This is a genomic window from Pedobacter heparinus DSM 2366 (genome assembly GCF_000023825.1).
Classification (GTDB): Bacteria; Bacteroidota; Bacteroidia; order Sphingobacteriales; family Sphingobacteriaceae; genus Pedobacter; species Pedobacter heparinus.
This window is the reverse complement of sequence record NC_013061.1, coordinates 4,033,442-4,059,154: the sequence shown is the minus strand read 5'-3', so window position 1 is coordinate 4,059,154 and position 25,713 is coordinate 4,033,442. Positions and strand designations below refer to the sequence as shown.

General features: G+C 44.4%; 16 protein-coding genes. 13 read left to right on the top strand and 3 right to left on the bottom strand.

What is annotated here, in order from left to right; translation table 11 throughout:
- Positions 1-197: 197 nt before the first annotated feature.
- Positions 198-947 carry a DeoR/GlpR family DNA-binding transcription regulator gene (locus PHEP_RS16955; RefSeq protein WP_015809210.1) on the bottom strand — a complete coding sequence of 250 codons (750 nt, stop codon included), beginning with the start codon at positions 945-947 and terminating at the stop codon, positions 198-200.
- A 346-nt stretch (positions 948-1,293) separates the two neighbouring features.
- Between PHEP_RS16955 and PHEP_RS16950 the strand changes: the two genes are divergently transcribed.
- The 12 genes from PHEP_RS16950 to PHEP_RS16895 are packed head-to-tail and all read left to right on the top strand — an operon-like array spanning position 1,294 to position 20,535.
- Positions 1,294-4,350, top strand: coding sequence for a SusC/RagA family TonB-linked outer membrane protein (locus tag PHEP_RS16950; protein ID WP_036674214.1), 3,057 nt, complete (start codon positions 1,294-1,296; stop codon positions 4,348-4,350).
- A gap of 24 nt (positions 4,351-4,374) precedes the next feature.
- Positions 4,375-6,177, top strand: a complete 1,803-nt coding sequence (locus tag PHEP_RS16945; protein WP_015809208.1) for a RagB/SusD family nutrient uptake outer membrane protein — start codon at positions 4,375-4,377, stop codon at positions 6,175-6,177.
- 20 nt (positions 6,178-6,197) lie between these two features.
- Complete coding sequence (locus PHEP_RS16940; protein WP_162141664.1) at positions 6,198-7,406, top strand: BT_3987 domain-containing protein; 1,209 nt, start codon at positions 6,198-6,200, stop codon at positions 7,404-7,406.
- Between the two features lie 5 nt (positions 7,407-7,411).
- Positions 7,412-8,485 carry a family 43 glycosylhydrolase gene (locus PHEP_RS16935; protein ID WP_015809206.1) on the top strand — a complete coding sequence of 358 codons (1,074 nt, stop codon included), beginning with the start codon at positions 7,412-7,414 and terminating at the stop codon, positions 8,483-8,485.
- Between the two features lie 23 nt (positions 8,486-8,508).
- Positions 8,509-10,746 carry an alpha-N-acetylglucosaminidase gene (locus PHEP_RS16930; RefSeq protein ID WP_143715768.1) on the top strand — a complete coding sequence of 746 codons (2,238 nt, stop codon included), beginning with the start codon at positions 8,509-8,511 and terminating at the stop codon, positions 10,744-10,746.
- A gap of 6 nt (positions 10,747-10,752) precedes the next feature.
- A complete protein-coding gene (locus PHEP_RS16925) occupies positions 10,753-13,002 on the top strand; it encodes an alpha-N-acetylglucosaminidase (protein WP_015809204.1) in 2,250 nt (749 codons plus the stop codon).
- Positions 13,003-13,021: 19 nt separating this feature from the next.
- Positions 13,022-13,840: an N-acetylmuramic acid 6-phosphate etherase gene (locus tag PHEP_RS16920; protein ID WP_036674213.1), complete on the top strand. Its 819-nt coding sequence runs from the start codon at positions 13,022-13,024 to the stop codon at positions 13,838-13,840.
- 14 nt (positions 13,841-13,854) lie between these two features.
- Positions 13,855-15,696, top strand: a complete 1,842-nt coding sequence (locus tag PHEP_RS16915) for a beta-N-acetylhexosaminidase (RefSeq protein WP_015809202.1) — start codon at positions 13,855-13,857, stop codon at positions 15,694-15,696.
- Between the two features lie 10 nt (positions 15,697-15,706).
- Complete coding sequence (locus PHEP_RS16910) at positions 15,707-17,359, top strand: hypothetical protein (RefSeq protein ID WP_015809201.1); 1,653 nt, start codon at positions 15,707-15,709, stop codon at positions 17,357-17,359.
- A 1-nt stretch (position 17,360) separates the two neighbouring features.
- On the top strand, positions 17,361-18,620 hold the full coding sequence (locus tag PHEP_RS16905) for a sugar MFS transporter (RefSeq protein WP_015809200.1): 1,260 nt from the start codon (positions 17,361-17,363) through the stop codon (positions 18,618-18,620).
- An 11-nt stretch (positions 18,621-18,631) separates the two neighbouring features.
- Positions 18,632-19,471: an N-acetylglucosamine kinase gene (locus PHEP_RS16900; RefSeq protein WP_015809199.1), complete on the top strand. Its 840-nt coding sequence runs from the start codon at positions 18,632-18,634 to the stop codon at positions 19,469-19,471.
- The gene (locus PHEP_RS16895) at positions 19,468-20,535 is read left to right on the top strand and encodes a glycoside hydrolase family 43 protein (RefSeq protein WP_015809198.1); all 1,068 of its coding nucleotides are present in this window, start codon (positions 19,468-19,470) and stop codon (positions 20,533-20,535) included. The genes PHEP_RS16900 and PHEP_RS16895 overlap by 4 nt, the downstream gene beginning before the upstream one ends.
- Before the next feature lie 34 nt (positions 20,536-20,569).
- Here PHEP_RS16895 and PHEP_RS16890 read toward each other — a convergent pair whose 3' ends face one another.
- Complete coding sequence (locus PHEP_RS16890) at positions 20,570-21,796, bottom strand: TCR/Tet family MFS transporter (RefSeq protein WP_015809197.1); 1,227 nt, start codon at positions 21,794-21,796, stop codon at positions 20,570-20,572.
- Positions 21,797-21,850: 54 nt separating this feature from the next.
- Positions 21,851-23,143, bottom strand: coding sequence for an MFS transporter (locus tag PHEP_RS16885; RefSeq protein ID WP_015809196.1), 1,293 nt, complete (start codon positions 23,141-23,143; stop codon positions 21,851-21,853).
- 94 nt (positions 23,144-23,237) lie between these two features.
- Between PHEP_RS16885 and PHEP_RS16880 the strand changes: the two genes are divergently transcribed.
- Positions 23,238-25,709: a mechanosensitive ion channel domain-containing protein gene (locus tag PHEP_RS16880; RefSeq protein ID WP_238326490.1), complete on the top strand. Its 2,472-nt coding sequence runs from the start codon at positions 23,238-23,240 to the stop codon at positions 25,707-25,709.
- Positions 25,710-25,713: the final 4 nt, after the last annotated feature.

Genomic DNA, 25,713 nt, shown 5'->3' with positions numbered 1-25,713 from the left:
ATTTTGTTGTGTTGTTTTTATGACCTAAACTATTAAAAGTGATTCTTATTACAGGAAGGGTGAGTTAAGGGGTGTCGAATCAGTAACTTTAACACAAGTAGAGCACAAAATTTAATGAAAATAGCTAATAATCATTAATAAATGGCTGCCAATGAAGAAGCTGGACCAAAAGAGATGCTATGTTTTAAACTGAACGGTTAAAGTAAGTTCAAGTAATCATTTTTGTAATTTTTTAACAACGGACTTTCGGCGGGTAATTCAGTAATGAGATAATTAATATGATTCGGATCGCAGATCCTAATTCGCTGTGCAGTATTCAATTTCTCCGAAATGCTTAGTACAGCGGTTCTTTTTGAAGCTCTGATAATCGCTTTTTTCACCTGTACAATATCCCAATCCATATCTGTAAGTCCTTCTTCCGCCGAAAATGCATTTGCGCCTAATAAACACAGGTCTACCTTAATATCCACCAGCTGGTTAATTACACTTGCTCCGATATGCAGGTTTGCGTTTTTGTTGAGTTTGCCGCCAATAGTAATCACCTCCAGGTTGTGATGGTCAGATAAAGTGATGGCTACTTGTGGGCTTATCGTAAAAAAAGTTACCTTCAAACTTTCAGGAATCATTTTAGCAAATTCAAGTATCGTGGTGCCGCCCTCGGTAAGAATGACCATATCATTCTTTATAATTTTTAATGTTTTTTCTGCAATTGCCCTTTTTTCATTTATTGCATACACTTCATTTAACGTATTGAAGGGGGCTACAAAGGATTTACTTGCGGCACCTCCATGAACTTTCAATAATTTTCCACCCTCTGCAAGTTCTTTCAGGTCCCGTCTAACCGTATCATCTGAGATATTCAATAATGCGCTCAGATCAGTTGACAAAACCTTATTGTGAAGGTTAATCTCTCGCATGATTAGTTTGTGCCTTTCGTCTTTACGCATCTTTATGTAAGGGTTTTAGATTTAAGGTAAAGTTAATATATTTTTTGATTATCCATTTTCCACTGCACCACTTTTCATTTTTTTTTTGCGTTTTTGCGGTTTTAACGTGTTGTGATGAGGCTAAGGCGGAATAATGGTTTCATATATGTTATATGATGCCATACTACAGGTTTTAAAGATTTACATTTTTTTTAAAAAAATGTTGTATGCTAACTTTTTGCGGTTATATTTGTGATGTAAACGCATAAAATTAGCAAAAAAAAGCAATTCGATATAGAATAGACTCAATTGTATTGCTTTTCAATGCCGATTTGCGTTTTTGATGGAAACCAACTAACCAAGCTATATGTATAGAATTTTACAAATTATGTTTTTGCTATTGATGATTACTGAGGCAAAAGCAGAAGACTTCTTTTACCAGGAAGCGCGCGCTAAGCTGATAACAGGTAAAGTAATCGATGAGAATAAACTGCCACTAATCGGTGTATCCGTTAAAATTAAAGGCGGAACTGGTGGAGCCATTACAAATGCAGAAGGGGATTTTACCCTGAGTGTTAAAAGTGAAAAGGATTCCATACAGTTCTCTTATATCGGCTACAAAACCCAGACGATCAGTGCTGGCGTTACCGGATTTGTCACCATCCAAATGACTCCAAGGTCTAAAGAAAACCTGGACGAAGTTGCCATTGTTGGTTACGGAACGCAGAAAAAGGTTTCTGTAACAGGCGCGATCAGTACCATTTCCGTATCTGAAATGCAGAAAGTATCCACTCCCTCCTTATCTAATGCGATAGCAGGTAAGCTCCCCGGTATTATTACCAGGCAGGCTACCGGAGAGCCTGGATATGATGCGGCTGCCATCTACATCCGCGGCCTTTCTACGTTTGGTCAAAATGCGCCATTGGTGCTGATAGACGGTGTAGAACGTGATATGAACCAGATCAATGCGCAAGAGATTGAAAGCTTCACTATCCTCAAAGATGCCTCTGCAACTGCAGTTTACGGCGTAAGGGGAGCTAACGGTGTAATTTTGTTGACTACCAAACGTGGTTCAGTGGGTAAGCCGGCTGTCACCTTCAGGTCAGAGGCGGCAGCACTTCATGCCATGCGTTTACCGGAGTACATCAATGCCGGGCAATATGCTTCGTTAATGAATGAGGCGCGCATCAACTCCGGAAATTCACCAACCTGGAGTGATGAGGAAATACGGAAATTCAAAGATGGATCAGATCCTTACCTGTATCCGAATTCCAACTGGACCGATGCCGTATTAAAAAAAGATACCTGGCAAACCATTCAAAACCTCAGCGTAACAGGAGGTAGTGATGTCATTAAATACTATACCAACGTAGGTTTTACTTTGCAGGACGGAATCTATAAACAAGACAATAACAATCCCTACAATACCAACGCAAACATAAAACGGTATAATTTTCGCAGTAACGTGGACATCAACCTCTCAAAAAGTTTGTATATGCAATTGGGAATTGGTGGTATCATCCACAAAGGTAATTATCCGGGATGGTCTGCGCCAGATATTTTCAATGCACTAAAAGTCATTTCGCCCATCGCTTATCCGGTAACCAACCCAGACGGCACGCCTGGCGGCGCAGCAACTTATTTAGGATGGAATCCTTGGGCCAGGGCAACCCAGTCAGGCTATACAACTCAGGACCGCCTCAACCTGCAAGGTACTTTCGCCATGAAATGGGACTTGTCCTCTTTTACAACGAAAGGACTTTCACTCAGGGCATTGTTTGCCTATGATCGTTACACGCAAACGGATAATCCCAGAAGAAAAGCTTTTCTTGTGAAACGTTATCTCGGTAAAGATCCGATAAGCGGTAAAGACCTTTACAGCACTCCTTTTCAGGAAGAACAACCGCTTGGTTATGGTGTGGGGGGATACAGCAACCGCGCCATATATACCGAAGCGCAGATCAATTACGAGCGATCGTTCGGTAAACATAGCGTAACTTCCATGCTCCTGCTAAATGAGCGTGATTACGTCGATCTGTCTGCCGGTACTTCTGTTGCAAACCTGCCCTATCGCAGAAGAGGCCTTTCCGGTAGAACCACCTATAATTATGACAATCGTTATTTGGTAGAATTCAATTTTGGTTATAACGGTTCAGAAAACTTCCCTGACGGTAAGAAATATGGATTTTTTCCTGCTGCTTCTGCAGGCTGGGTAGTCTCTAATGAAAAGTTCTGGAAAGTGAATTTTGTAAGTAACCTGAAAATAAGAGCTTCAAGAGGTTTAGTAGGAAATGACAATATTTCCCAACGTTTCTTATTCCTGAGCACAATCCGGACCAACGGACAGTCTTATCTTTTCGGAGCCGATCAGCAATTGTTTAACGGAATGGAAGAAGAGGCGATTGGAAATCCGAATGTAACCTGGGAAAGGGCCACCAAAAACAACATTGGTATAGATCTGGGTTTATTTAAAGACAGAATTACCCTGCAAATTGATGCTTTTAATGAAGATAGAAAAGACATCTTACTTAGAAGAGGTACAGTACCTGATTTTGCAGGTTTCTTTCCCTGGTCTATTCCTTATGGCAACCTCGGCCGGATCAAAAATAAGGGTATTGATGGTTTATTGGAAATCAAAAATACAACCAGCAAAGGCCTTTTTTATTCTCTCAGAACAAACTTTACCTGGGCCAGAAATACCATCGTCGAAAACGATGAACCCAGCCGGAAATATGCTTACTTATCTGGCAAAGGCCTCCCTTTACTACAGCCCCTGGGTTTTGTAGCAGATGGCTTCTTCTCCAGTCTGGACGAAATTGAAACCAGCCCAAGGCAAACATTTTCCAGGCCAAGGGTAGGAGATGTTAAATATAAAGACATTGATGGTGATGGACTAATTGATGCAAACGATCGGATCCCAATCGGCTATGCGCGGTTGCCGCAAATGACCTTTGGCTTTGGTGGTACTGTGGCTTACAAAGGCTTCGATGCCAGTGTATATTTTACAGGCGCAGCACAAACAAGTCTGATGTTGAGCGGAACTTCCATGTGGCCATTCTTTGATGGCGCAGGGGTAAACAATGTGCTGACCGAGTATTACGACAATCGTTGGACTCCAGAAAACAGGAACAACGCACTATATCCTGCAATTGATGAGGGTAACAACCCAAACAATTTTGTCAATTCAACCTTGTACATGCGCAATGGCGATTACCTGAGGTTACGTAATGCGGAGATCGGTTACTCCTTACCAAAACGCTTCAACAATAAAATTGGCGTATCAAATATGAGGTTATTCATAAACGCAGTCAATTTATATACCTGGGACCACATTAAGATCATCGATCCGGAATCAAATGATGGTACTGGTGGCTATCCTTTGCAGCGATCTTTTAACGCCGGACTACAAATTGACTTCAAATAATTTATCACCATTAAAGCAATTAGCATGAACTACAAATATATATTCAGCACGCTATTGATGCTGTCAATTTTAACGGTAACCTCCTGCCGCAAAGATTTTCTGGAAAAAACACCGGAAGAAGACATTACCATTGAGGAAGCCTTTCAAAAACGAAACTATGCAGAATCATTTTTGACAGATATCTATGCTGGCTTGCCCAACGAAATTTATTTCACTGACATGGCAGACATCAACCCTTTTGTCGTAGCCTCGGATGAGCTCAATATCCCCTGGCCGGAAAAGTTTGGAAAATTAATGAACAAAGGATCCTGGAATAGCTTTAATGTGGCCGGACAGATCTGGAAAAATATGTATGAAGGTATTAGAAAGGCAAATGTATTTCTGAAATACATTGAACTAACGCCGGTGGATGCTGATTTTACACAGCAACAAAAAAACATCTGGATAGCTGAGGCCATATACCTTCGGGCATTTTATCATTTCCAGTTAATGCGGATCTATGGGGCAGTTCCCATTTTGGATAAGGCGTTGAGTGTAGATGAAGACTTCAATTCAATCCGACGCAAACCCTTACAAGAATGCATAGAGTTTGTGGTAAGTCAATGTGATGCTGCAGCCGCAGTGTTGCCCATGACCCGATCAGATTTACGTGAACTTGGTCGCCCAACTGGTGCCGCTGCCCTGGCAATGAAGTCCAGAGTATTGCTTTATAACGCCAGTCCGCTTTGGAACGGAAACCCGGACTATGCCAACTTTAAAGACAATGCCGGCACACAACTTTTTCCCCTGCAGTATGAGGATGCCAAATGGGAGCGGGCAGCAGTTGCAGCAAAAGAATGCATAGACAAATGTGAAGAAGCCGGTTATAAGCTCTTTCGCGCTTATCCAACTGATCCGGTAAAGAATTATCAGCAGCTATTTATCGAAAATAACAACTCCGAAGTGCTGTTTGCACGCAATTCAGGTAGAGATGGCTGGATGGAAAAATGCTCCTTTCCCGGAAGCTTAGGGGGATGGAATGGATGGAACCCAACCCAGGGCCAGGTAGATGCTTATGAAATGGCCAACGGCGAAACCCCGATTACCGGTTACAATGCCAACGGTGCACCAATCATCAATAGCACATCAGGCTATGTAGAAACAGGGTTCAGCACAACATCAAGTCCGAACAGATGGGCTGCCGGTGTAAGAAATATGTACATCAACCGCGATCCGAGGTTTTACGCTACCGTTAATTTCAATGGTTCAGTATTTGTCAACAGACAGTTGCAGTTCTGGACATCGGGTGCAGATGGCAAAAATACGGCAGGCCGTGACTACAATACAACCGGTTATCTGTTGAAAAAATTTGCAGACCCATCTGTAATTATATCTCAAGGGAAATTTTCATTGAAAACGTGGATCTATTACCGTCTGGGTGAAATTTATCTCAACTATGCCGAAGCCCTGAACGAATCTAAAGGGCCTGTCGCCGATGTATACACCTATATGAACGCCATACGAAACCGCGCCGGGATGCCATCACTGCCAGCAGGCCTGTTAAAAGATGACATGCGCGCCAGGATCCGTCATGAACGGAGGATTGAACTGGCCTATGAAACACACCGGTATTTCGATACACACCGTTGGAAAATCGCAGCAACTACAGACAGCAAACCGGTATATGGGATGAACATAACCGCCGGAAGTTCTCTGACAGATGAAAGTTATTACATCAGGACACTGGTCGAAACAAGGGTTTTCCAGGGTCCAAAACATTACCTGTTCCCATTGCCGCAGGGTGAAGTGGATAAGGCACCAAATATTATACAAAATCCAGGATGGTAGCTACTCATAAAACCAACAACATGAAAAAAATTAAATTAGCTGCGTCGATAGGCATTTTAATGATGCTGGCAGCATGTAGTAAAGACGTCAAAGTTGATCTGGATCTTCCTAAAGCAGAGCAGTTGAAAAAGGTATATATGCCGCAAGCTGCCAACCCGGTTGAAGTCCGTTCTGTAAGTATTGTCGATAAGGACACCTCCTTTGTATATAGTGCATTTCTTGGGGGCCCCAAACCAGCAACCGGTAACATTACAGTAGGTTTTACTGTCATGCCGGAAAAAGTTACGGCTTACAATCAGCAAAACAGTACCAATTATCAGCTTATGCCTCAGGGTAGTTATGTGCTCGAGGCCCTTACTTCCGTTATTCCGGCTGGTGGGCAGTCAACAGGCAGGTTAAACCTGTCGATCAAAACAAAAGGCTTTTTAAATCCTTTTGAAACTTATCTCTTGCCTGTTACCGTGACTAAGCAAACCGGAGAAGGAACGCTGAACGAAAGTCTGGCCACCACTTATTACCTGATTGCGGGTTCTTATGCACCGGGCGAGGTGCCGCGTGAAAAAACGCTTGCCTTGGGTACTGCAGGCGTTGGAAACATCATGCTTGATTTTGATGGAAAGCTGATCATAAAAAATGCTGATGGCAACTTATTGCTTTATCCGGTAAATGTAAACGGCACCTTTGGTACACCAGCACAAATTGGTGTGGGATGGAACATTTTCAATATGATCTTTTATTTCGGTGGCGACCGGCTGATTGCCAGATGGGCAAGCGGCGGACAGGACATCAGCCAATATGCCATAAGCAAATCGGGAGCTTTCGGCGGCAGTAAATCGATCGGTCAGGGCTGGGGGATATTTACTAAAATCATTCCGTTCAAAGGGCTTTTACTTGGCGTAGACGGCGCTGGCGATATGACCATGTATCCCCTGGATGTTGCCGGCAACTTTGATTTTGGCAGAATTAAAAAAATCGGTACCAAATGGAACGATTACAAACAGGTTTTCGCTTACCAAAATTCCCTGATCGCGATTGAGCCAGGTGGAGATATGTACCAGATCCCTTTATCAGACAGCGGTGTATTTGGCTCCAGAAGAAAAGTGGGTAATGGCTGGGATATGTATGTAAATGTATTCGCATCTGGTGACGACCTGTTAGCGCTGGATAGCAACGGCGACTTATGGCGCTACCGCTTCAACCCAATCGGTTTCTGGCCCTTAAAGAAATAGCAAAGATGAAAACCATACCGTTTTTCCTGGCTTTGATCTGGCTTTTAATGGTAACCTGCGGCAAAAAAAATGTGCCGCAGGAACCGCAACCAACTGGAACTGGTCCCAGCGCCAACCCAGTACAATACAGAAACCCTGTATTTGAACCAATACTTGCAGATCCAAGCATCATAAAAGGTACAGATGGCTGGTATTATGGTTATGGAACAGAAGATGATTGGGGCGATGGAAAGGGAAACAGGCTCGTACCGGTTGTACGTTCACTCGATCTGGTGAGATGGTCCCTGGTTGGAAATGCTTTCACGGCAAAACCTGTATGGAAAGCCGAAGGCGGTTTATGGGCAGTAGATGTGGTGCGGGTAAACAACCTGTACCATATGTACTATTCTTTCTCGCTTTGGGCAGACCGCAATCCTGCCATTGGGCTGGCTGTGGCCAATTCACCTGCAGGGCCATTTGTAGACAAAGGAAAACTTTTTTTTAGTGAGGAGATAGGGGTGCCTGTCTCGATTGATCCGCATTACTACGAAGAAAATGGCAAAAAGTATCTATTTTTCGGTAGTTATAGCTCACAAACCGTTCAGGGAACGTATGCAGTAGAGCTAACTGCAGATGGCTACGCCGTAAAAGACATCAATCAAAAAACAAATATTGCTGCCGGGGATTTTGAAGCCGTAATGATTCACAAAAGAGGCAACTACTATTATTTTTTTGGCTCAAAAGGCAGCTGCTGCGATGGGGCTGCCAGCACTTATAACGTCAGGGTCGCACGATCAGAAAATCTGCTTGGCCCTTACTTGGATCAAGCAGGTAAAAACATTGTGCAGCGAGGAAATGGTACGCTGATCTTGCAGGGCAATTCCAAGTTTGCAGGTCCGGGACACAATGCTAAAATCATTACCGACAAAAACGGGACGGACTGGCTCTTCTACCATGCTATAGATAAAATGAACCCTAAGGTATCCAGCGGTGCAAGCAGAAGAATGCTGATGCTCGATAAGCTCAGTTGGGTAGAGGGATGGCCTGTAATCGCCAATGGGGTTCCGAGCGGCGACATCCAGGCTGGCCCTGAATTATAAAAATACACACACACAAATGAAATATGAGACGACTAAAGTATTATTTACTAGCCTTGATGCTGATAGGGACAGGAATCAGCCTCATTGCGCAAACCACTCAAAATGTATTAAATAAAGAAGCAGCCTATGAACTGATCAAAAGAATCCTTCCTGCCTACGCCCATAAATTTGAAGTGGCCTACGTTCCTAAAGAAAACGACAGCGATGTGTTTGAGTTGGAAAGCAAAGCTGGTAAAATCGTCCTTCGTGGAAACAATGGCGTTGCTGTTGCCAGTGCGCTCAACTATTGGCTCAAGAATTATGCCCATTGCGAAATCACCTGGAATGGCACCAACCTCAATATTCCAAAACCTTTTCCAATGGTCAGCAAAAAAATAAGAAAGGTGACGCCCTATGAATACCGTCATTATTTTAACTATTGCACATTTAACTATACAGCGACCTGGTGGGACTGGGAACGTTGGCAATGGGAAATTGATTTCATGGCTTTAAATGGTGTGAATATGCCATTAGCGCTGACCGGTCAAAATTCAATTTGGGATAAAGTATATCGTAGCATGGGCTTCAACGATAAAGATATGGATGCTTTTTTTAGCGGACCCGCGTATACCAACTGGTTTTGGATGGGCAATCTGGATGCCTGGGGAGGCCCGATGTCTAAAAACTTTATGGCTAAGCAGGAAGCTCTCCAGAAGAAGATTCTGGCCAGGGAGCGTGCGCTGGGAATGACACCCATACTGCCTTCTTTTACCGGGCATGTGCCTCCTTCTTTTAAAGATAAATTTCCGGATATAAAAGTGAACACCCAGCAATGGGGCATTAACGTGTCGCCAGCTTATGTACTCAACCCAGAAACACCGATGTTTAAAGAAATCGGCAGAAAATTCCTCACAGCGTTAATCAACACTTTCGGAACGGATCATTTGTATTCCGCAGATACCTTTAATGAAATGACCCCGGTAAGTAACGATTCTACTTACCTCAACGGAATGGCCAAAAAGATTTATGAATCTATGGCCGCTGTAGACACCCAGGCGGTATGGATCATGCAAGGCTGGATGTTTTTAGACCGGCCCAACTTCTGGCAGCCTACTCAAATGAAAGCCTTGTTTAGTGCCGTACCACAGGATAAATTGATTGTACTGGATTTGAATAGTGAATTAAATCCGGTATGGAGCAGAACAGATGCTTTTTACGGCGAAAAGTGGATCTGGTGCATGCTGCACAATTTCGGCGGGCGCCTCAGCATGTTCGGCGATATGTCCAGAATCGGGAATGATCCGGCAGCTGCATTAAAAAACGACCAAAGAGGTAAAATGTCCGGGATTGGGTTGACCATGGAGGGCATTGAACAAAACCCAGCTATCTATTCGCTAATGCTGGAGCACATATGGAACGATAAACCAATTGATTTAGACAATTGGTTAAAGGGTTATGCGCAACGCCGTTATGGGAAGAGGAACAGCAATGCTGAGAAAGCCTGGGAAGTATTAAAAAATACGGTTTACAGTCACCAGCCGTGGTGGGGTACCAATACCATCATTACGGGCAGACCAACCTTCGACGCAGCAACAGTCTGGACCTATACAGCTATTCCATATTCCAGTAAGGAACTGATGAAGGCCTGGTCGTATCTGCTGACTGCATCAGACGAATTAAAATCAAGCGATGGATTTCAGTATGACCTGGTAGATGTTACACGACAGGTCCTTGCCAATTATGCCAACGTACTGCAACAGGATTTTGCCAGCTCGTATAAACAAAAGGATATGGCCACCTTCAACAAAAAGAGCGCTCAGTTCTTGGAATTGATCGACGATATCGATCAGTTGCTGGGTACCAGATCAGACTTTCTGTTAGGTAAATGGATCAACAACGCCAAAGCGTTGGGCGATAATCCGGCAGAGAAAAAATTATTCGAACGCAATGCCCGCGACCTGATCACTTTGTGGTTAGACAAAGATTGTAATATTCATGAATACGCCTGTAAAGAATGGGCCGGTATGATGAAAGGCTTTTATAAACCACGCTGGCAGCAATTTTTTGACGAAGTACGGCTGCAGGCCAGTGCTGGAAAAGAAATTGATCAGATTAAGTTTGAAAATACCATAAAAGACTGGGAATGGAAATGGGTAAATGCAAATGAAGCTTATACCGATAAACCTACAGGAAACCCGGTTACAGTGGCTAAAGCGTTATACGCCAAGTATAATCACAAAATGAACAATGCATTTCCAACTGTCTACACTAACACTAAATAATTACACATGAAGCGACCAAATTTTAAGCAGCTAATTTTATCCATCTTTATTCTGCTCTCCCTTACCTTTACTCATACACTGGCGCATGCTAGTACTGACAATAAATTAAATGAAAAAGCAAGTTACGACCTGATCAAACGGATTCTTCCTAACCATGCAGACCGGTTTGTTATAGAATATTTACCAGCAGCCAATGGCAAAGACATTTTTGAGCTGGAAAGCCGGGGAAATCAAATTGTATTGAGAGGAAACACCGGTATTTCTGTAGCCAGTGCCTTAAACTACTGGCTGAAAAACTATGCGCACTGCGACATCAGCTGGAATGGCACCAACTTAAACATACCCAAACCATTTCCAATGGTGCCGGGTAAAGTGCGTAAAGTTACCCCGCACGAATACAGGCACTATTTCAATTATTGTACATTCAACTATACCTCTTCCTGGTGGGATTGGCAACGTTGGGAGTGGGAAATCGACTTCATGGCCCTTAACGGGGTAAACATGCCGCTGGCCATGACAGGACAGAATGCGCTATGGGACCGCGTATACCGGGGCATGGGCTTTGGCGATCGTGATATGGATGCTTTCTTTACCGGTCCGGCTTATTTCATGTGGTTCTGGGCCGGTAACATCGATGGATTGAACGGCCCATTGCCTAAAAGCTGGATGGAAAGCCATGAACAATTGCAAAAGAAAATCCTGGCCAGAGAGCGCGAACTGGGGATGAAACCTATTTTGCCTGCCTTCAGTGGACATGTTCCACCTACATTTAAAGCACGTTTTCCGAATGCCAGGGTAGATAGGCTGAACTGGGAAGGTAGGTTTGCAGACACTTATGTACTTCACCCTGACGATCCCTTGTTTCAACAAATAGCCGATAAGTTTATGGCAGAGCAAGACAAAGCCTTTGGCAATACAGATCATTTATACGGTGCGGATACCTTTAACGAAATGTACCTGCCTTATACAGACACGGCATATGTCAGAAAAATAGGCACTGCCGTGTATAAAGGGATGGCTAAAGCGGATCCGGAGGCCATCTGGGTAATGCAGGGCTGGATGTTCTGGGATAAGCGTGACTTCTGGAAACCGGAAGTAGTTAAAAACTACTTGAGTGGTGTACCTGATGACAACCTGATCATGCTGGATCTATTTGCGGATGAACAACCCATCTGGACAAAAACAGAGGCTTTCTGGGGCAAGAAATGGATTTGGTGTATGCTGCATAATTTTGGTGGTAGGAATCCGCTCTATGGCGACCTTAACTATATAGGCAGAGAACCTGCAGAAATGGTGCATGACCCGAATAGGGGTCGCTTATCGGGCATTGGATTGGTGCCCGAGGGTATCGAACAAAATCCAGTAGTTTACTCGCTGATGCTGGAGCATGTATGGAACGATCAGGTTATCGACGTCAAATCATGGTTGGTCAACTATGCGCAACGCCGGTATGGCCAGCGTGACCCGCAAACAGAAAAAGCCTGGCAGATCCTACACCAGACGGTATATGCAAAAGAAGGAAGCTATGAAACTATCATCTCGGCCAGACCTACACATGAGAAACATGCGGACTGGACTGGTACAGACTTGCCTTACGATGGGGATAAACTGGTTCCAGCCTGGACATATTTGCTGAATGCATCAAACCGCTTTAAAAACAACGACTGTTATCAATTTGACCTCGTTACTGTAGGTCGCCAGGTACTCGCAAATTACGCGACAGTGCTTCAGCGCCTGTTCGCCAGGGATTTCAGGAATAAGAACCTGACTGCCTACAGGGCACATACCGCAGAGTTTTTAACGTTGATAGCAGACATGGACAAGCTAATGGGTACCCGTAAAGATTTCCTGTTGGGCAAATGGTTAAATGATGCCAAAAAATGGGCAACCAATGAATCAGAAAGTCGCTTATATGAAAAAAATGCCCGCGACTTGATCACCCTTTGGGGTGGTAAAGACGCATCGCTGCACGAATATGCCAACAAGCAATGGGCAGGGTTGTTCAATGGTTTTTACGGCAAAAGATGGCAAACATTTATCGCCGAGACCAGCACAGCACTGGAGCAAGGGAAATCATTTGATCAGGAAGCGTTTGAAACACGGATGAAAGATTGGGAATGGAACTGGGTAAATGGACGTGAACAATATACAGACAAGCCACAGGGCAACCCGGTAACGGTCTCTATACAACTTCATAAAAAATACATTGATAAAATTAAAAACGCTTATACCGCAAATCCTGATTTAAAAAAGTAAAACCAATAATAAAATGCAAATGACTAGAATTACAGAACAAGCATCGTTATATGATCACCTGGAAACCAAATCAGTTGAGGAGCTTACGCAATACATCAACCAGGAAGATGCGAAGGTAGCGGCCGCAATAAAGGTTGCCTTACCTCAAATTAATGTGTTGATTGAGCAGATCATCGCAAAGCTAGCCGCTGGTGGCCGGATGTTTTATATCGGTGCTGGAAGCGGGGGCAGATTATCTGTCTTGGATGTGATTGAACTGCCTACAACTTACGGCATAGAAAAAGGAAGGGTCAATGTGGTTTTGGCCGGTGGAGTAGCTCAGCTGGCAGAAGCGCTTGAAGAGTGCGAAGACGACGTAAACGAGGCTTGGACAAAACTGAGCGAAGCACAGGTGTCGCCTATGGATATCGTGATCGGCATTTCAGCAAGCGGCAGTACTCCTTTTGTATTGGAAGGCTTAAAGAAATGCAGGGCAAACCAAATCACTACAGGCTGTATCGTCAGTAACCCTGATTCTGGAATTGCCGCGCAGGCGGATTTTCCGGTAGAAGTGATCACCGGTCCTGAATTTATTACGGGGAGTACACGCATGAAATGCGGTACCGCGCAGAAGATGATCTTCGACATGATTTCCACCACCACCATGATCCGTCTTGGACGTGTAGAGGGCAACAGCATGGTCAACGTAAAGTTGATCAACGATAAGATCCTGGACCGCGCTGTTTTGATGCTGATGGACAAAATTGGCCTTACCGACTATGAAGAAGCTAAACAGGGCTTGTTAAAATATGGTTCGGTAAAAGAGGCTATGGAAAATTTGTCTAGTAAATCTATTTAAAGCAAAAACTGATCATGTTGAGGTATTTCCTTTTTTTAATCCTATCGGTTCCGCTGTCGGTCTGTTCGCAAAGTCAGACCGGCTTGTTAAAAGTAATTCCGGCACCTGCAGCAGTTAAGCTTAGTGGCGGCAGTTTCAGGCTTTCTCCACAAACAAAGCTGGGCTATACAGACCAAGCTGGTAAAAAGACTGCGACCCTCTTACAAGATTACCTGAAGAAGAATTATGGGCTGCAGCTTTCCTTTAAACCAGGCGTGACGAAGCTCAGCAACGCAGTGATTTCCTTTGTTAAAACACAGGAAATGGCAGCAGAGGCGTACACCTTATTGTCAAATACTCGGGGGGTTGAGATCAGGGGTGATGAAGCTGGGTTATTCTATGGACTGCAAACGCTCCTGCAAATGATAGAAAATACCGGGAACGGACTAATGGTCACAGGTGCCGAGATTAAGGACCAGCCCAGGTATGCTTTCCGGGGAATCATGCAGGATGTGGGGTACCACATTTATCCTGTCTCCTTTATCAAAAGCCAGATTGATATGCTGGCAAAATATAAAATGAATGTCTACCATTGGCACCTGACCGAAGACCATGGCTGGCGGATAGAGATTAAAAAATATCCAAAGTTGACTACTGTGGGTGCTTTTCGGGAAAGTACGCAGATCAGTCATTATGCAGATTCACTCAATGGCCAGGATCACCTGCCTTATGGGGGTTTTTACACCCAGCAGGAGATCAAAGAAATTGTAGCTTATGCCCGCGAAAGGCAAGTTACAGTAATCCCCGAGATTGAACTGCCAGGGCATTCTCTGGCGGCCCTGGCCGCTTACCCCGAACTTGCCTGTGGTGATCAACCCGGTCCTTTTAAAGTGGCACAAAGTTGGGGGATATTTGAAGATGTTTATTGCGCAGGCAAAGAGCAGACTTTCCAGGTGCTGGAAGATGTGCTTACCGAAGTGATGGCATTATTCCCTTCCAGGTATATCCACATCGGCGGCGATGAATGTCCGAAAAAACGCTGGGAAAAATGCCGGTATTGCCAGAAACGGATCAAAGATGAAAAATTAAAGAACGAATTTGAGTTGCAAAGTTATTTTGTAAAACGCATCGAGCGTTTCGTAAACAGCAAGGGCAGACAAATTATAGGTTGGGATGAGATCCGTGAAGGTGGATTGGCGCCAAATGCTACAGTGATGGCCTGGCGCAGCATAGAAGAAGGCATCAAAGCAGCGCAGGAAAACCACGATGTAGTGATGGCACCAATGTCACATGTATACTTCGATTTTTTACAAGGGCCAAGGCCATTAGAACCCCTGGCGATCGGATGGGGATTTAACCCTGCTGAGCGCATATATGCTTACGATCCTACACCTTCATCCCTTACCGCTGCGCAAAAGAAACACATCATCGGTGTAGAAGCGCCCATCTGGACGGAACATATGGATACTTACCGTAAGGTAGAATACATGCTTTATCCGCGATTAATGGCCTTGGCAGAAATCGCCTGGACACCGCTGGAACGTAAAAATGCCATAGATTTTTTTGAAAGCAGGCTGCCCAGACATCTGGCTGTACTCGACCGCTCAAAGATCCTGTACCGGGTTCCCGGACCAATTGGGATAACCGACACCACCTTGAACGGTCGTAATTTTAAGGTTACGTTGAAGCCTTCTGTTGAAGGGGGAAAAATTTATTATAATTTTGAGGGCCAGGATGCCCGGGAAACAGATTACCTGTACGAAAAGCCAATTGACATTATCTTGCACAAAGGCGAGAAACGCCAGATGAAATCAGTTGTTGTGGCGCCTTCTGGCAAAAGGAGTATCAGCACAACCACATTATTCAGTTATCAATAAACCTATTTTCATGAAGAAAGTGCGCATTTTATCCTTTCTGCTGCTAAGCGGCACGCTATTGGGCTCCTCCATATCCGTACAATCCCAAACCGTCTATCAGGCAGGGACTGCCGCAGCGAGCCTGGAACCCAAAAGTTCACCATTTTCGCTCGCACTGGCAGGATATGGGCTGCCCAGGGGAGGGCGGTTTAACATTAAATGGCAGGAATCTGCTTTATCACTTTCACATTTTAAAGCTAAAAAGCTGGGCAACAAGTGGAAAAGCCTGGTTGATGCCAATCGCTTTCCTCCGGGAACCCTTAGTGTGATCAGCTATAAAGAACGGTTGATGGCGCTGACCGCCGAAGATGAACTGTATCGCCTGGATGCTTCAGACCCGACTGCAGAATGGATCCGCTTTGCAAATTTTAATAATGTGTTTTACAGGGTTCATTTAAAAGCGATCACGGTACATAAAAACCAGCTCTATGGTCTGGGTAAAGACAATAAAATATATCGCGCGGTACAGCAAACCGAGGGCGACTTAACCGTTAAGGCGGTAGCCATTGGCGAAGGAGATCAATCGGTGGTCATGGTCGGCACTGACCTTTGCGGCTTTAATACCAGTTTTATTACGTCAATCAAACAAGAGGTTTACAAAAAGCACAACATCCGGCCGGAGGCAGTACTCATCAATGCCTCCCATACCCATTTTGCACCTTCCACCCAGGATTGGACCACATGGGGCAGCCATCAATTGCCGGATACTTTGTACCTGAACGGTGTGGTCAGACCAGCAGTCTTAAAAGCAATAAGTCAGGCCCTCAAAAACAGAAGGTCATCTTTGCTTTCTTTCGGCAGGGGAAGTACAGCAATAGGCCATAACCGGACCCTGAAAGGGCCAGATGCACCTTATGACAATGCCCTAGACGTGCTTCAGATAGAAAATACTGCCGACCATACCAAATCGATAGTATTCCTCACCGGCTGTCACCCTGTATTCAGCAATTTGGGTGAAGAGGGTTTTACCCTCAGTGCCAATTATCCGGGTGAAGCCAGAAAAGTATTGGAAAAGGAGGCAGGTATTAAAGAAGCCATCTTTATCCAGGGATGCGGTGGCGATATTAATCCAGTACAAGCAAACCACAACAAAACGGGAAGCGACCTCGCAGCAGATGTTAAAACCATTCTCCAACAGCCGATGCAGCAGTTGAGCGGGAAGATCGACTTTCACCTGGATTCAGTTAATTTTCCGGTCAACAGATGGAGCAGGGAACAAATCCTGGCTTTTGGAAAGGAAAATGGCAACTCACCGAATGATGTATATGCAGAAAAGAATGTGCGATGGGCCAATTTGATGGCTAAGCTGGACAGCCAAGATAAAATGCCGCAAACCATGCCGGTCTACATGCAGACTTTCAATATTGGCAACTGGAAACTGGTAGGTATTTCAAGGGAAACGGTAACCGACTACAGTATCGGGATCAAAAAATTGTGGCCCGGAAAGCTGGTCAGTGTGGCTGGTTATTGCAATGATGTTTCCAGTTACCTTCCCACCTCCAAACACATCAATGCCGGAGTATACGAAGGTAAAGACTCTTTTTTCTGGTATGGACAGCCCGCTGTGTTCCCTTTAAACCTGTACGAAACAATTATAGACCGCATTAAATCCAAAAATTATTAACATGGCAAATAAAGCCGGATTAAACCCACTCGTCATCATTGGCATACTCTTTTTCATATTTGGTTTTGTTACCTGGTTAAGTTCTGTATTGATCCCATATTTACAGCTGGCCTGCGAATTGAATAACTTTCAATCCTATCTGGTTGCATTTGCCTTCTACATTTCCTATTTTCTAATGGGTATCCCCTCCGGATGGCTATTAAAAATTACAGGCTTTAAAAACAGTCTATCCATTGGTTTGCTACTCGTAGCCATAGGTTCATTATTGTTTATGCCTGCTGCCATGAACCGCTTCTATCCATTATTCTTACTGGGTTTGTTTGTTCAGGGTGCCGGGTTGACTATTTTGCAGACGGCTTCCAATCCTTACGTAGCCATACTTGGTCCTAAAGAAAGTGCGGCAAGGCGCATCAGTTTCATGGGAATCTGTAATGGCATCGCAGGCGCCCTTGCACCCATAATTTTGGGTGCGGTGATCTTAAATGATGCAGATGCGCTAAAAGAAAAGTTGAACCACTTAAACCCCGTGCAAAAGAACCTGGAGCTCAATGCGCTTGCCGATAAAGTCATCATACCTTACCTGATTATTACAGGTCTATTGGTGATAATGGCCATTCTTATCAGGTTTTCGGCCCTGCCTGAAATTGATGAGGACGAATTAGAGGCTGATCTGGACGGAGATGGCCGCACGGCTAAAACCTCAATTCTGCAATTTCCTCACCTTATACTGGGTGTATTCATCCTGTTTTTATATACCGGGGTAGAAGTAATTGCCGGAAACAGCATTATAGGCTATGGCACCTTCCATGGTATTCCACTCAGCGCTTCAAAGTTTTTCAGTTCTTTTACACTCATCAGTATGCTCGTCGGTTACCTCATCGGTATTGTCTGCATACCCCGTTATTTTAGCCAGGAAACAGCACTTAAAACCTCTGCTGTGCTAGGGATTGTGTTTGCCCTGGCAGCTATCTTCACCGCAGGCATAACTTCCGTGGTGTTTATCGCCCTGCTCGGTCTGGCCAATTCGCTCATGTGGCCTTCCATCTGGCCACTAGCTATTGCAGGACTGGGTAAATTTACTAAAACAGGCTCTTCTCTGTTGGTGATGGCCATTTCCGGAGCAGCATTGCTTCCGCTGTTGTACGGATACCTCACCGACCATTTCAACCCACAACAGGCCTATTGGATGGTTATTCCCTGTTATATAGCCATTGGCTATTATGCAGTGTCCGGTCATCAGATAGGAAAACTAAAAATTTAACTGATCAACACATGATTTTAATTGCCGACAGCGGGTCGACCAAGACAGACTGGTGCTTAATAGACCCCGAAGGAGAAGAACGTTATTTTATGACTGAAGGATACAATCCTTTTTTTTCCGAACCCGCATCCATTCTGAATTCCATCCGAAACAATTTACCGGCGTACCTGCAACACACAGACATCAAAGCTCTGCATTTTTATGGAGCTGGTTGTCAAGACGAACAGACAGCCGTTATAGAAAGCATCCTGCGCGAGGCTTTTCCACAATGTGAAACCATCGAAGCCGAAATGGACCTACTTGCCGCGGCAAGAGGCTTGCTTAACCACAATGCCGGATTTGCTGCCATATTGGGCACCGGTACCAATACCTGTATTTACGATGGCAAAAATATCACCCACAACATAGATTCACTCGGATTCATTCTGGGAGACGAGGGGAGTGGCGCAGCTATAGGAAAGAAAATCCTCGTTGATTATTTACGCGATAAAATGCCACAATCGGTTAAACGTGTATTTGAGGCGCAATATGGCCTCAATGCTGCAGCAATCATCAACAGAATTTATACCAGCCCCCAGGCCAACAGGTTTTGTGCAGGTTTCACCAGGTTCCTAAAATCTGATGAAGTAGATGCCGCCTATAGCAATAATTTGCTGCGTACCGCATTTACCGAATTTTTTTCACAACTCGTTTCCTGTTATCCCGACTACCGTCAATATCAATTTAATTGCATCGGTTCAGTAGCCTATCATTTTCAAACCCAATTGCGGGAAGTACTGGATGACTTTAAAATGAAACCGGGATGTATTTTATCTTCACTGATCCGCGAACTAGCCAACTATCACAAATGAATCCAACCATAACAACCAGCAGTTTTTCTTTTCTTGTATTGTTCTGTTTAATTTTAGGGCATACAGCAACGCAGGCCCAGGAAAAAAACGAAGCGCGGACCTTCGTAAATCCAGTAGGGCAGGGCGCAGATCCCTGGGTGATCAGGCACAAAAACCATTATTACGTTTGTCAGAGCACCGGAGGGATCGCTGGTAGAGGTATTTCTGTAAGTAAATCGGATAAACTGAGCAAGCTGGGCAAGGCAGTTATCGTGTGGAATGCACCTCGAAAAGGCTGGAACAGCAATCAAATCTGGGCGCCAGAGCTCCACTATTTCAACAACAAATGGTACATCTATTATGCGGCAGGCCAATCTGGCCCTCCGTATATCTATCAGCGTTCAGGCGTACTCGAATCAGTAACAGATGACCCGCAGGGAAAATATATAGATAAAGGCCTGTTAAGCACCGGTGCAGACCCAAAAGATCAAACCGGAAATATCTGGGCCATAGATGTTAATGTAGCAGAAATCAGAGGGAAACTCTATGCTGTATGGTCTGGTTGGGAAAAGAATGCGGCTACCGATAAAACAGTTCAACACCTGTATCTGGCCAGGATGAGCAATCCCTGGACAATCAGTTCAGAAAGGGTAAAAATTTCCAGTCCTGACCAGCAATGGGAAACAGGCGGTCCACTGAACTTGAACGAGGGCCCTCAGTTTCTGCTTCGTAAAGGACAGGTTTTTATTGTGTATTCCACCCGCGAATCCTGGACACCAGAGTACCGCCTTGGCTTGTTAAGACTTAAAAAAGAGGCCAAAGTATTGCTTGATGCGAAGAGCTGGGAAAAAACGGGACCTGTGTTTCAGGGAACAGAACAAGTCTTTGGTCCTGGACATGCTAGTTTCACGCAATCTCCGGATAACAAAGAATGGTGGATCTTTTATCATGCCAAGAAAACTACAGAACCAGGTTGGTCGCGGGACATGCGCTTACAAAAGTTTAGCTGGAACCCGGATGGGAGCCCAAATTTCGGTACACCTATCCCGGCAGGTGTGGCCATTCAGGTACCATCCGGAGAGTAACTTTTTTAGAAGTACCAGTGTCCGTTTGCACTTTCTATACCTGAGGATTTCTTTCCCTGCTCAATACTTTATAAGTGATAAAGATACTGATCAGCATGCAAACACCCCCAATTAAGAAATGGATACCTGGAAAGTAAAACGGTGCTTTACTGCTTGTAAAATAAGCAAATGAATTGTTCATGATCAGCGGGCCAATGATGGCTGTAAGGCTCATCAAACTGGTTAATGCACCCTGTAGCTCTCCCTGCTGGTTAGCGGGCGCATGTCCTGAAATGGCAGATTGCAGTGAGGGGCCACATATGCCACCTAAACAATAAGGTACCAGGAAGGCAAACATCATCCAGCCCTGGGTAGCAAAAGCGAAAAGGACCAGTCCTAAGGTGTAAAGCGATAGACCCAGGTAAATGCTCTTTTCATTCCCGATCTTAGGAACAACAATCCTGGTAAGCCCCCCCTGAACGGCACCAACCATCACACCTACAACTGCAAGTGAAATGCCTACCATTTTTTCGCTCCAGTTGAAGCGGTAAATGGTGAAAAAATTCCAGTTGCTCTGTACGGCCTGGCTGCCCAGGTAGATCAGGAAAAAGCCCAGGGCCAGGCTACCGATTTTTGGATTATTGGTTAAAAATTTTAAAGAACCAAAAGGGTTGGCGCGTTTCCAGTCAAATTCCCTGCGGTGTTCTTTACTTAAGGATTCGGGCAGGAAAAAATAACCATAGATACAGTTGAGCAAACAAAGTGCCGCGGCTGCATAAAAAGGAGCCCTGATACCCCAGGTAGCTAAAAAAGCACCAAGGGCCGGGCCAAGTACAAAACCCAGACCAAAGGCAGCACCTATCAGACCGAAATTCTTGGCCTTAGAAGTTTCATCTGTACTGACATCGGCAATGTAAGCTGTAGCCGTGGTAAAGCTGGCACCGGTAATCCCGGCTATAATGCGACCTAAAAATAGCCATCCATAAGTGGGGGCCAGGGCCAGGATAATGTAATCGATCCCGAAGCCTAGTAAAGAAAATAACAAAATCGGACGGCGGCCATACCTATCGCTCAGGTTGCCCATTACAGGCGAGAAAAGGAATTGTGTAACGGCGAAAACAGAAAGCAACAGGGCACCATAAGTACTGGCCTGATTAATTGAAATGCCTTTTAGCTGGGCAATAAGATCTGCCATTACAGGGATAATCAATCCCCATCCCATTACGTCAATCAGTAATGTAATGAATATAAAGCTGATGGCGGCTTTTTTGGATGTATGCATGGTTGTGATATTGGCAGGCTAAAATAGTAAATTATCTGTTACATTTTGCAAGCATTAATTGTCTTCCTGGTTCAGTTTAGAATGTTCCTTGGTATCTTTCATAAAAACATAAACCATTAAGGAAATAAAAATACAACAGGTAATGTACCAGTAGTAATACGATTCATATTGCCGTTCTTTTAACCAGAGTGCAATGTACTCGGCCGAGCCACCAAATACAGCCACAGTTAAAGCATAGGGAAGCCCAACGCCAAGTGCCCTTACTTCTGCGGGGAACAGCTCTGCTTTTACTACGGCATTGATACTGGTATAACCGCTTACAATAATCAAGGCAGCCATTAAAAGAAAAAAGGCCTGCCACTGTGATGTGGTATGGCTTAACGTACTGAGTAAGGGAACGGTACAGATGGTACCCAGTATACCAAAACCGATGAGGAGTGGGCGACGGCCAATTCTGTCAGATAAAGCACCAAAAAGGGGCTGTAAACAGGCGAAAATGAATAAGGTAAAAAAGGACATGAGGGTTGATTGTTCTTTGCTCATCTGCACTGTATTGACCAGGAATTTTTGCATATACGTGGTATAGGTATAGAAGGCCAGTGTACCTCCTAAAGTAAGTCCAATTACTGTAACTACTGCTTTAGGGTGTTTTAGCAGTTCTTTTATGGTTCCCTTTTTACCCGATTGATTTTCTTTTTGGTTTTCAAAAGCTTTGGTCTCGTCCAGGTTTTTCCTGAGATAAAGGGCTACGATAGAAAGTATGGCCCCAAAAACAAAAGGGATGCGCCAGCCCCATTCGTGCAATTGTGTATCTGAAAGCAGCAATTTTTGCAATACCAGCTGGATGGCCAGGGCAAGGAGCTGGCCACCTATTAAAGTTACATATTGAAAGCTGGAATAAAAGCCCCTATGGTTTTTAGTCGCCATTTCACTCAGATAGGTAGCCGATACTCCATATTCGCCGCCAACACTTAAACCTTGTAGCAGCCTGGCAGTCAGTAACAGTACTGGTGCCATTACACCAATAGTCTGGTAGGTAGGGGTTAGGGCAATTAGTAAAGAGCCCAGCGACATCAGCAGTACAGAAAGGGTCATGGATTGCTTACGGCCAATACGGTCGGCAATGCGGCCAAAGATATAACCACCCAGGGGGCGCATTAAAAAACCCAATGCAAATATGCCGGCCGTATTCAATAACTGTACGGTTGGATTTCCCTCCGGAAAAAACGAAGCTGAAAAATAAATGGCAAATGCCGAATAGGCATACCAGTCGTACCATTCTACCAGGTTACCTATCGAACCTCCAAAGATGGCTTTTAGCCTTCTGCCTGAGCTCAGCTCTTTCATTGAATTAAAGATAATTGATCTTTTTAAGACATCAGGAATATTCCGGAAATAATTTTACTGAAAGATGCTTAACTTCATCAAAACATTTATCACTATGAAATCTATTGCCTCTTTATTGGTTTGCCTGTTTGCCTGTATTTCATTGTCTGCACAGCAAAAAGATTCAACTGGTAAAACAGTTGCTGTTAAGGATACAGGAGGCAGTTTTGTGCGCAGGATGCAGGCCTTCGCCAAAGTATCGGCAAAAAGTAGTGCAGATGATTTTGCTGCCGACAAGGCGGCTATAGCACAAAACAGGATTATCGATGAGATCAAAAAGGCCATGCATATAGCCAAGGTCTACCTAAGTACGGGGATTGATACACTGGGTACAAAAGAGCAGCTGGCCAGGATTGAAAGAGACTTTACCATGGCAGGAGATGGTGTGCTGACGAATAAGGGAACCGCCCAGACCTTTAGGAACCTTACTGCCACGTCCAAAATTTTAACTGAGTTACTGAGTAAAGCGGGCGCCAGAAAAACAAAGCTTGACTTTCACCAGCAACAATTGAGCAGCTTCCGGTACCAGCTGGACTCACTGCTGAGTGCGCCAGACCTGTTTAAGTTTTCGACAGATTCTGTGGTACTCAGCAAATACATAGGACAGATTGCTGTGCTTGCCCATGAGGTCCATCCGGTAGACAGTGCATTGAAACAGGCTGGAAATAATGTGCAGAGCTTACTTAACCAGGTAAATATGCTGGTTTTTAGACTGCAGACGGCCCTGGAAGAAATACAGTTGTATCAAAAAGATATGGCAGGAAATACTTTCAAAAGAGAATTTAACAATATTTGGGAGTCACCGGGGCATTACCGGTCATTTAAGGAAATCCTCCGGCAGGCAGAGGCAAAAGGCTTGCTTACCCTGATATTTTATGTCCAAAACAATACTGGTAAGCTGGTTGTCCTTCTCTTACTTGTTTTTGCCTCTTTCTTTTATTTGCGTTCGTTAAAGAATATATATAGAGAGAATGGGCTGCTAACACCGGATCTGGAAGGGCAGCTGGTACTCCGGTATCCGCTGCTCTCGGCCCTGATTATCGTGGTCAACCTGTTTCAGTTTATGTTTGTCTCATCGCCCTTCATTTTAAACGTAGTTTTCTGGACAATAGCCTCGGTTAGTCTTACGCTGATATTTAATAAATTTATCACCCGGTACTGGATGAGGGTTTGGCTGATGATGCTCCTGCTTTTTCTGGTCGCCGCCTTTGACAATATGGTGCTTCAGGCTTCACGTACCGAGAGGTGGTTTATGTTGATCATATCGGTAACAGGGACTATTGCTGGAATCCTTGTATTGCTGAAAGGCCGTAAACAGGAACTGAAGGAGAAACTGATACTTGTTGCCATTGGCTTTATGGTTTTGCTGGAAATTGGTTCAACACTGGCCAATGTGCTTGGAAGGTATAACCTGTCTAAAACTTTGCTCATCAGTGGTTTTCTGAATGTAGTGATTGCCATCCTCTTTTTGTGGACCATCCGGTTGATTAATGAGGGACTTTTCCTGGCTTTCAGCGTTTATACGCATCAGGACAAAAAGCTGTTTTACCTCAATTTTAAAAAGGTTGGGACAAAGGCCCCGATACTGTTTTATTTGCTGCTTATTGTAGGCTGGGTTGTGTTATTTGGTCGTAATTTTGCTGGTTTCGATTATATTGTAGACCCCTTTAAGGATTTTTTTGGGCGTGAGCGTACCATCGGTAATTATACTTTCAGCATCAATACCCTGGTGTTGTTCATTGTTATTATGACCATTTCGGTCATTGTATCAAAAATCGTATCCTTTTTTGCTTCCGATCAGCACTTCAGCACCGGCAAAAATGATCAGGAGGAAAAGCAGGGACTTGGCAGCTGGTTGTTGCTGGTCCGTATTTCCATTCTGGCGATAGGCTTGTTTTTAGCTGTTGCAGCTGCTGGCATTCCGGTAGACAGGATCACCATTGTGCTTGGTGCCTTAGGTGTGGGTATAGGTTTTGGTCTGCAAACGCTGGTCAATAACCTCGTTAGCGGGCTGATCATTGCTTTTGAAAAACCGGTTAATGTGGGCGACATTGTAGATGTTGACGGTCAGGGCGGCATTGTAAAATCGATAGGCTTCAGAAGCAGTGTAATTGCTACCTGGGATGGTGCCAATGTAGTGATGCCCAATGGCGACCTGTTAAATTCCCATCTGACCAACTGGTCGCTGGGTGGAAACCGGAAACGGATATCGATACAGATTGGGATTGCTTATGATGCAGATCTTGAGCAATGCCGGCAATTACTTACTGAATTGTTGAATGCAGAGCAGCGGGTAAGTAAAAATCCGGCTCCGGTTGTTCAGTATGAACAGTTTAGCAGCAGTACCATTGATGTAAAAATTTATTTCTGGACAAAGCATCTGGCGGAAGCTTATGCAACAAGAAGTGCACTGATCGTAGCGATCAGTAATGCCTTTAAGACCAAGGGTATAGTGATTCCATTTCCACAGCAGGAGGTTTATCACCACTTTCCTGATAAGAATGACGAAACCGGCAGGGCACTTTAGCGTT

Bases quoted from the DNA above. Each gene is read 5' to 3' on its own strand.
- PHEP_RS16905 (WP_015809200.1), top strand. From the start codon at position 17,361: ATGGCAAATAAAGCCGGATTAAACCCACTCGTCATCATTGGCATACTC.
- PHEP_RS16925 (WP_015809204.1), top strand. From the start codon at position 10,753: ATGAAGCGACCAAATTTTAAGCAGCTAATTTTATCCATCTTTATTCTG.
- PHEP_RS16885 (WP_015809196.1), bottom strand. From the start codon at position 23,143: ATGAAAGAGCTGAGCTCAGGCAGAAGGCTAAAAGCCATCTTTGGAGGT.
- PHEP_RS16945 (WP_015809208.1), top strand. From the start codon at position 4,375: ATGAACTACAAATATATATTCAGCACGCTATTGATGCTGTCAATTTTA.
- PHEP_RS16890 (WP_015809197.1), bottom strand. From the start codon at position 21,796: ATGCATACATCCAAAAAAGCCGCCATCAGCTTTATATTCATTACATTA.
- PHEP_RS16900 (WP_015809199.1), top strand. From the start codon at position 18,632: ATGATTTTAATTGCCGACAGCGGGTCGACCAAGACAGACTGGTGCTTA.
- PHEP_RS16930 (WP_143715768.1), top strand. From the start codon at position 8,509: ATGAGACGACTAAAGTATTATTTACTAGCCTTGATGCTGATAGGGACA.
- PHEP_RS16910 (WP_015809201.1), top strand. From the start codon at position 15,707: ATGAAGAAAGTGCGCATTTTATCCTTTCTGCTGCTAAGCGGCACGCTA.
- PHEP_RS16880 (WP_238326490.1), top strand. From the start codon at position 23,238: ATGAAATCTATTGCCTCTTTATTGGTTTGCCTGTTTGCCTGTATTTCA.
- PHEP_RS16920 (WP_036674213.1), top strand. From the start codon at position 13,022: ATGACTAGAATTACAGAACAAGCATCGTTATATGATCACCTGGAAACC.
- PHEP_RS16895 (WP_015809198.1), top strand. From the start codon at position 19,468: ATGAATCCAACCATAACAACCAGCAGTTTTTCTTTTCTTGTATTGTTC.
- PHEP_RS16940 (WP_162141664.1), top strand. From the start codon at position 6,198: ATGAAAAAAATTAAATTAGCTGCGTCGATAGGCATTTTAATGATGCTG.
- PHEP_RS16915 (WP_015809202.1), top strand. From the start codon at position 13,855: ATGTTGAGGTATTTCCTTTTTTTAATCCTATCGGTTCCGCTGTCGGTC.
- PHEP_RS16955 (WP_015809210.1), bottom strand. From the start codon at position 947: ATGCGTAAAGACGAAAGGCACAAACTAATCATGCGAGAGATTAACCTT.
- PHEP_RS16950 (WP_036674214.1), top strand. From the start codon at position 1,294: ATGTATAGAATTTTACAAATTATGTTTTTGCTATTGATGATTACTGAG.
- PHEP_RS16935 (WP_015809206.1), top strand. From the start codon at position 7,412: ATGAAAACCATACCGTTTTTCCTGGCTTTGATCTGGCTTTTAATGGTA.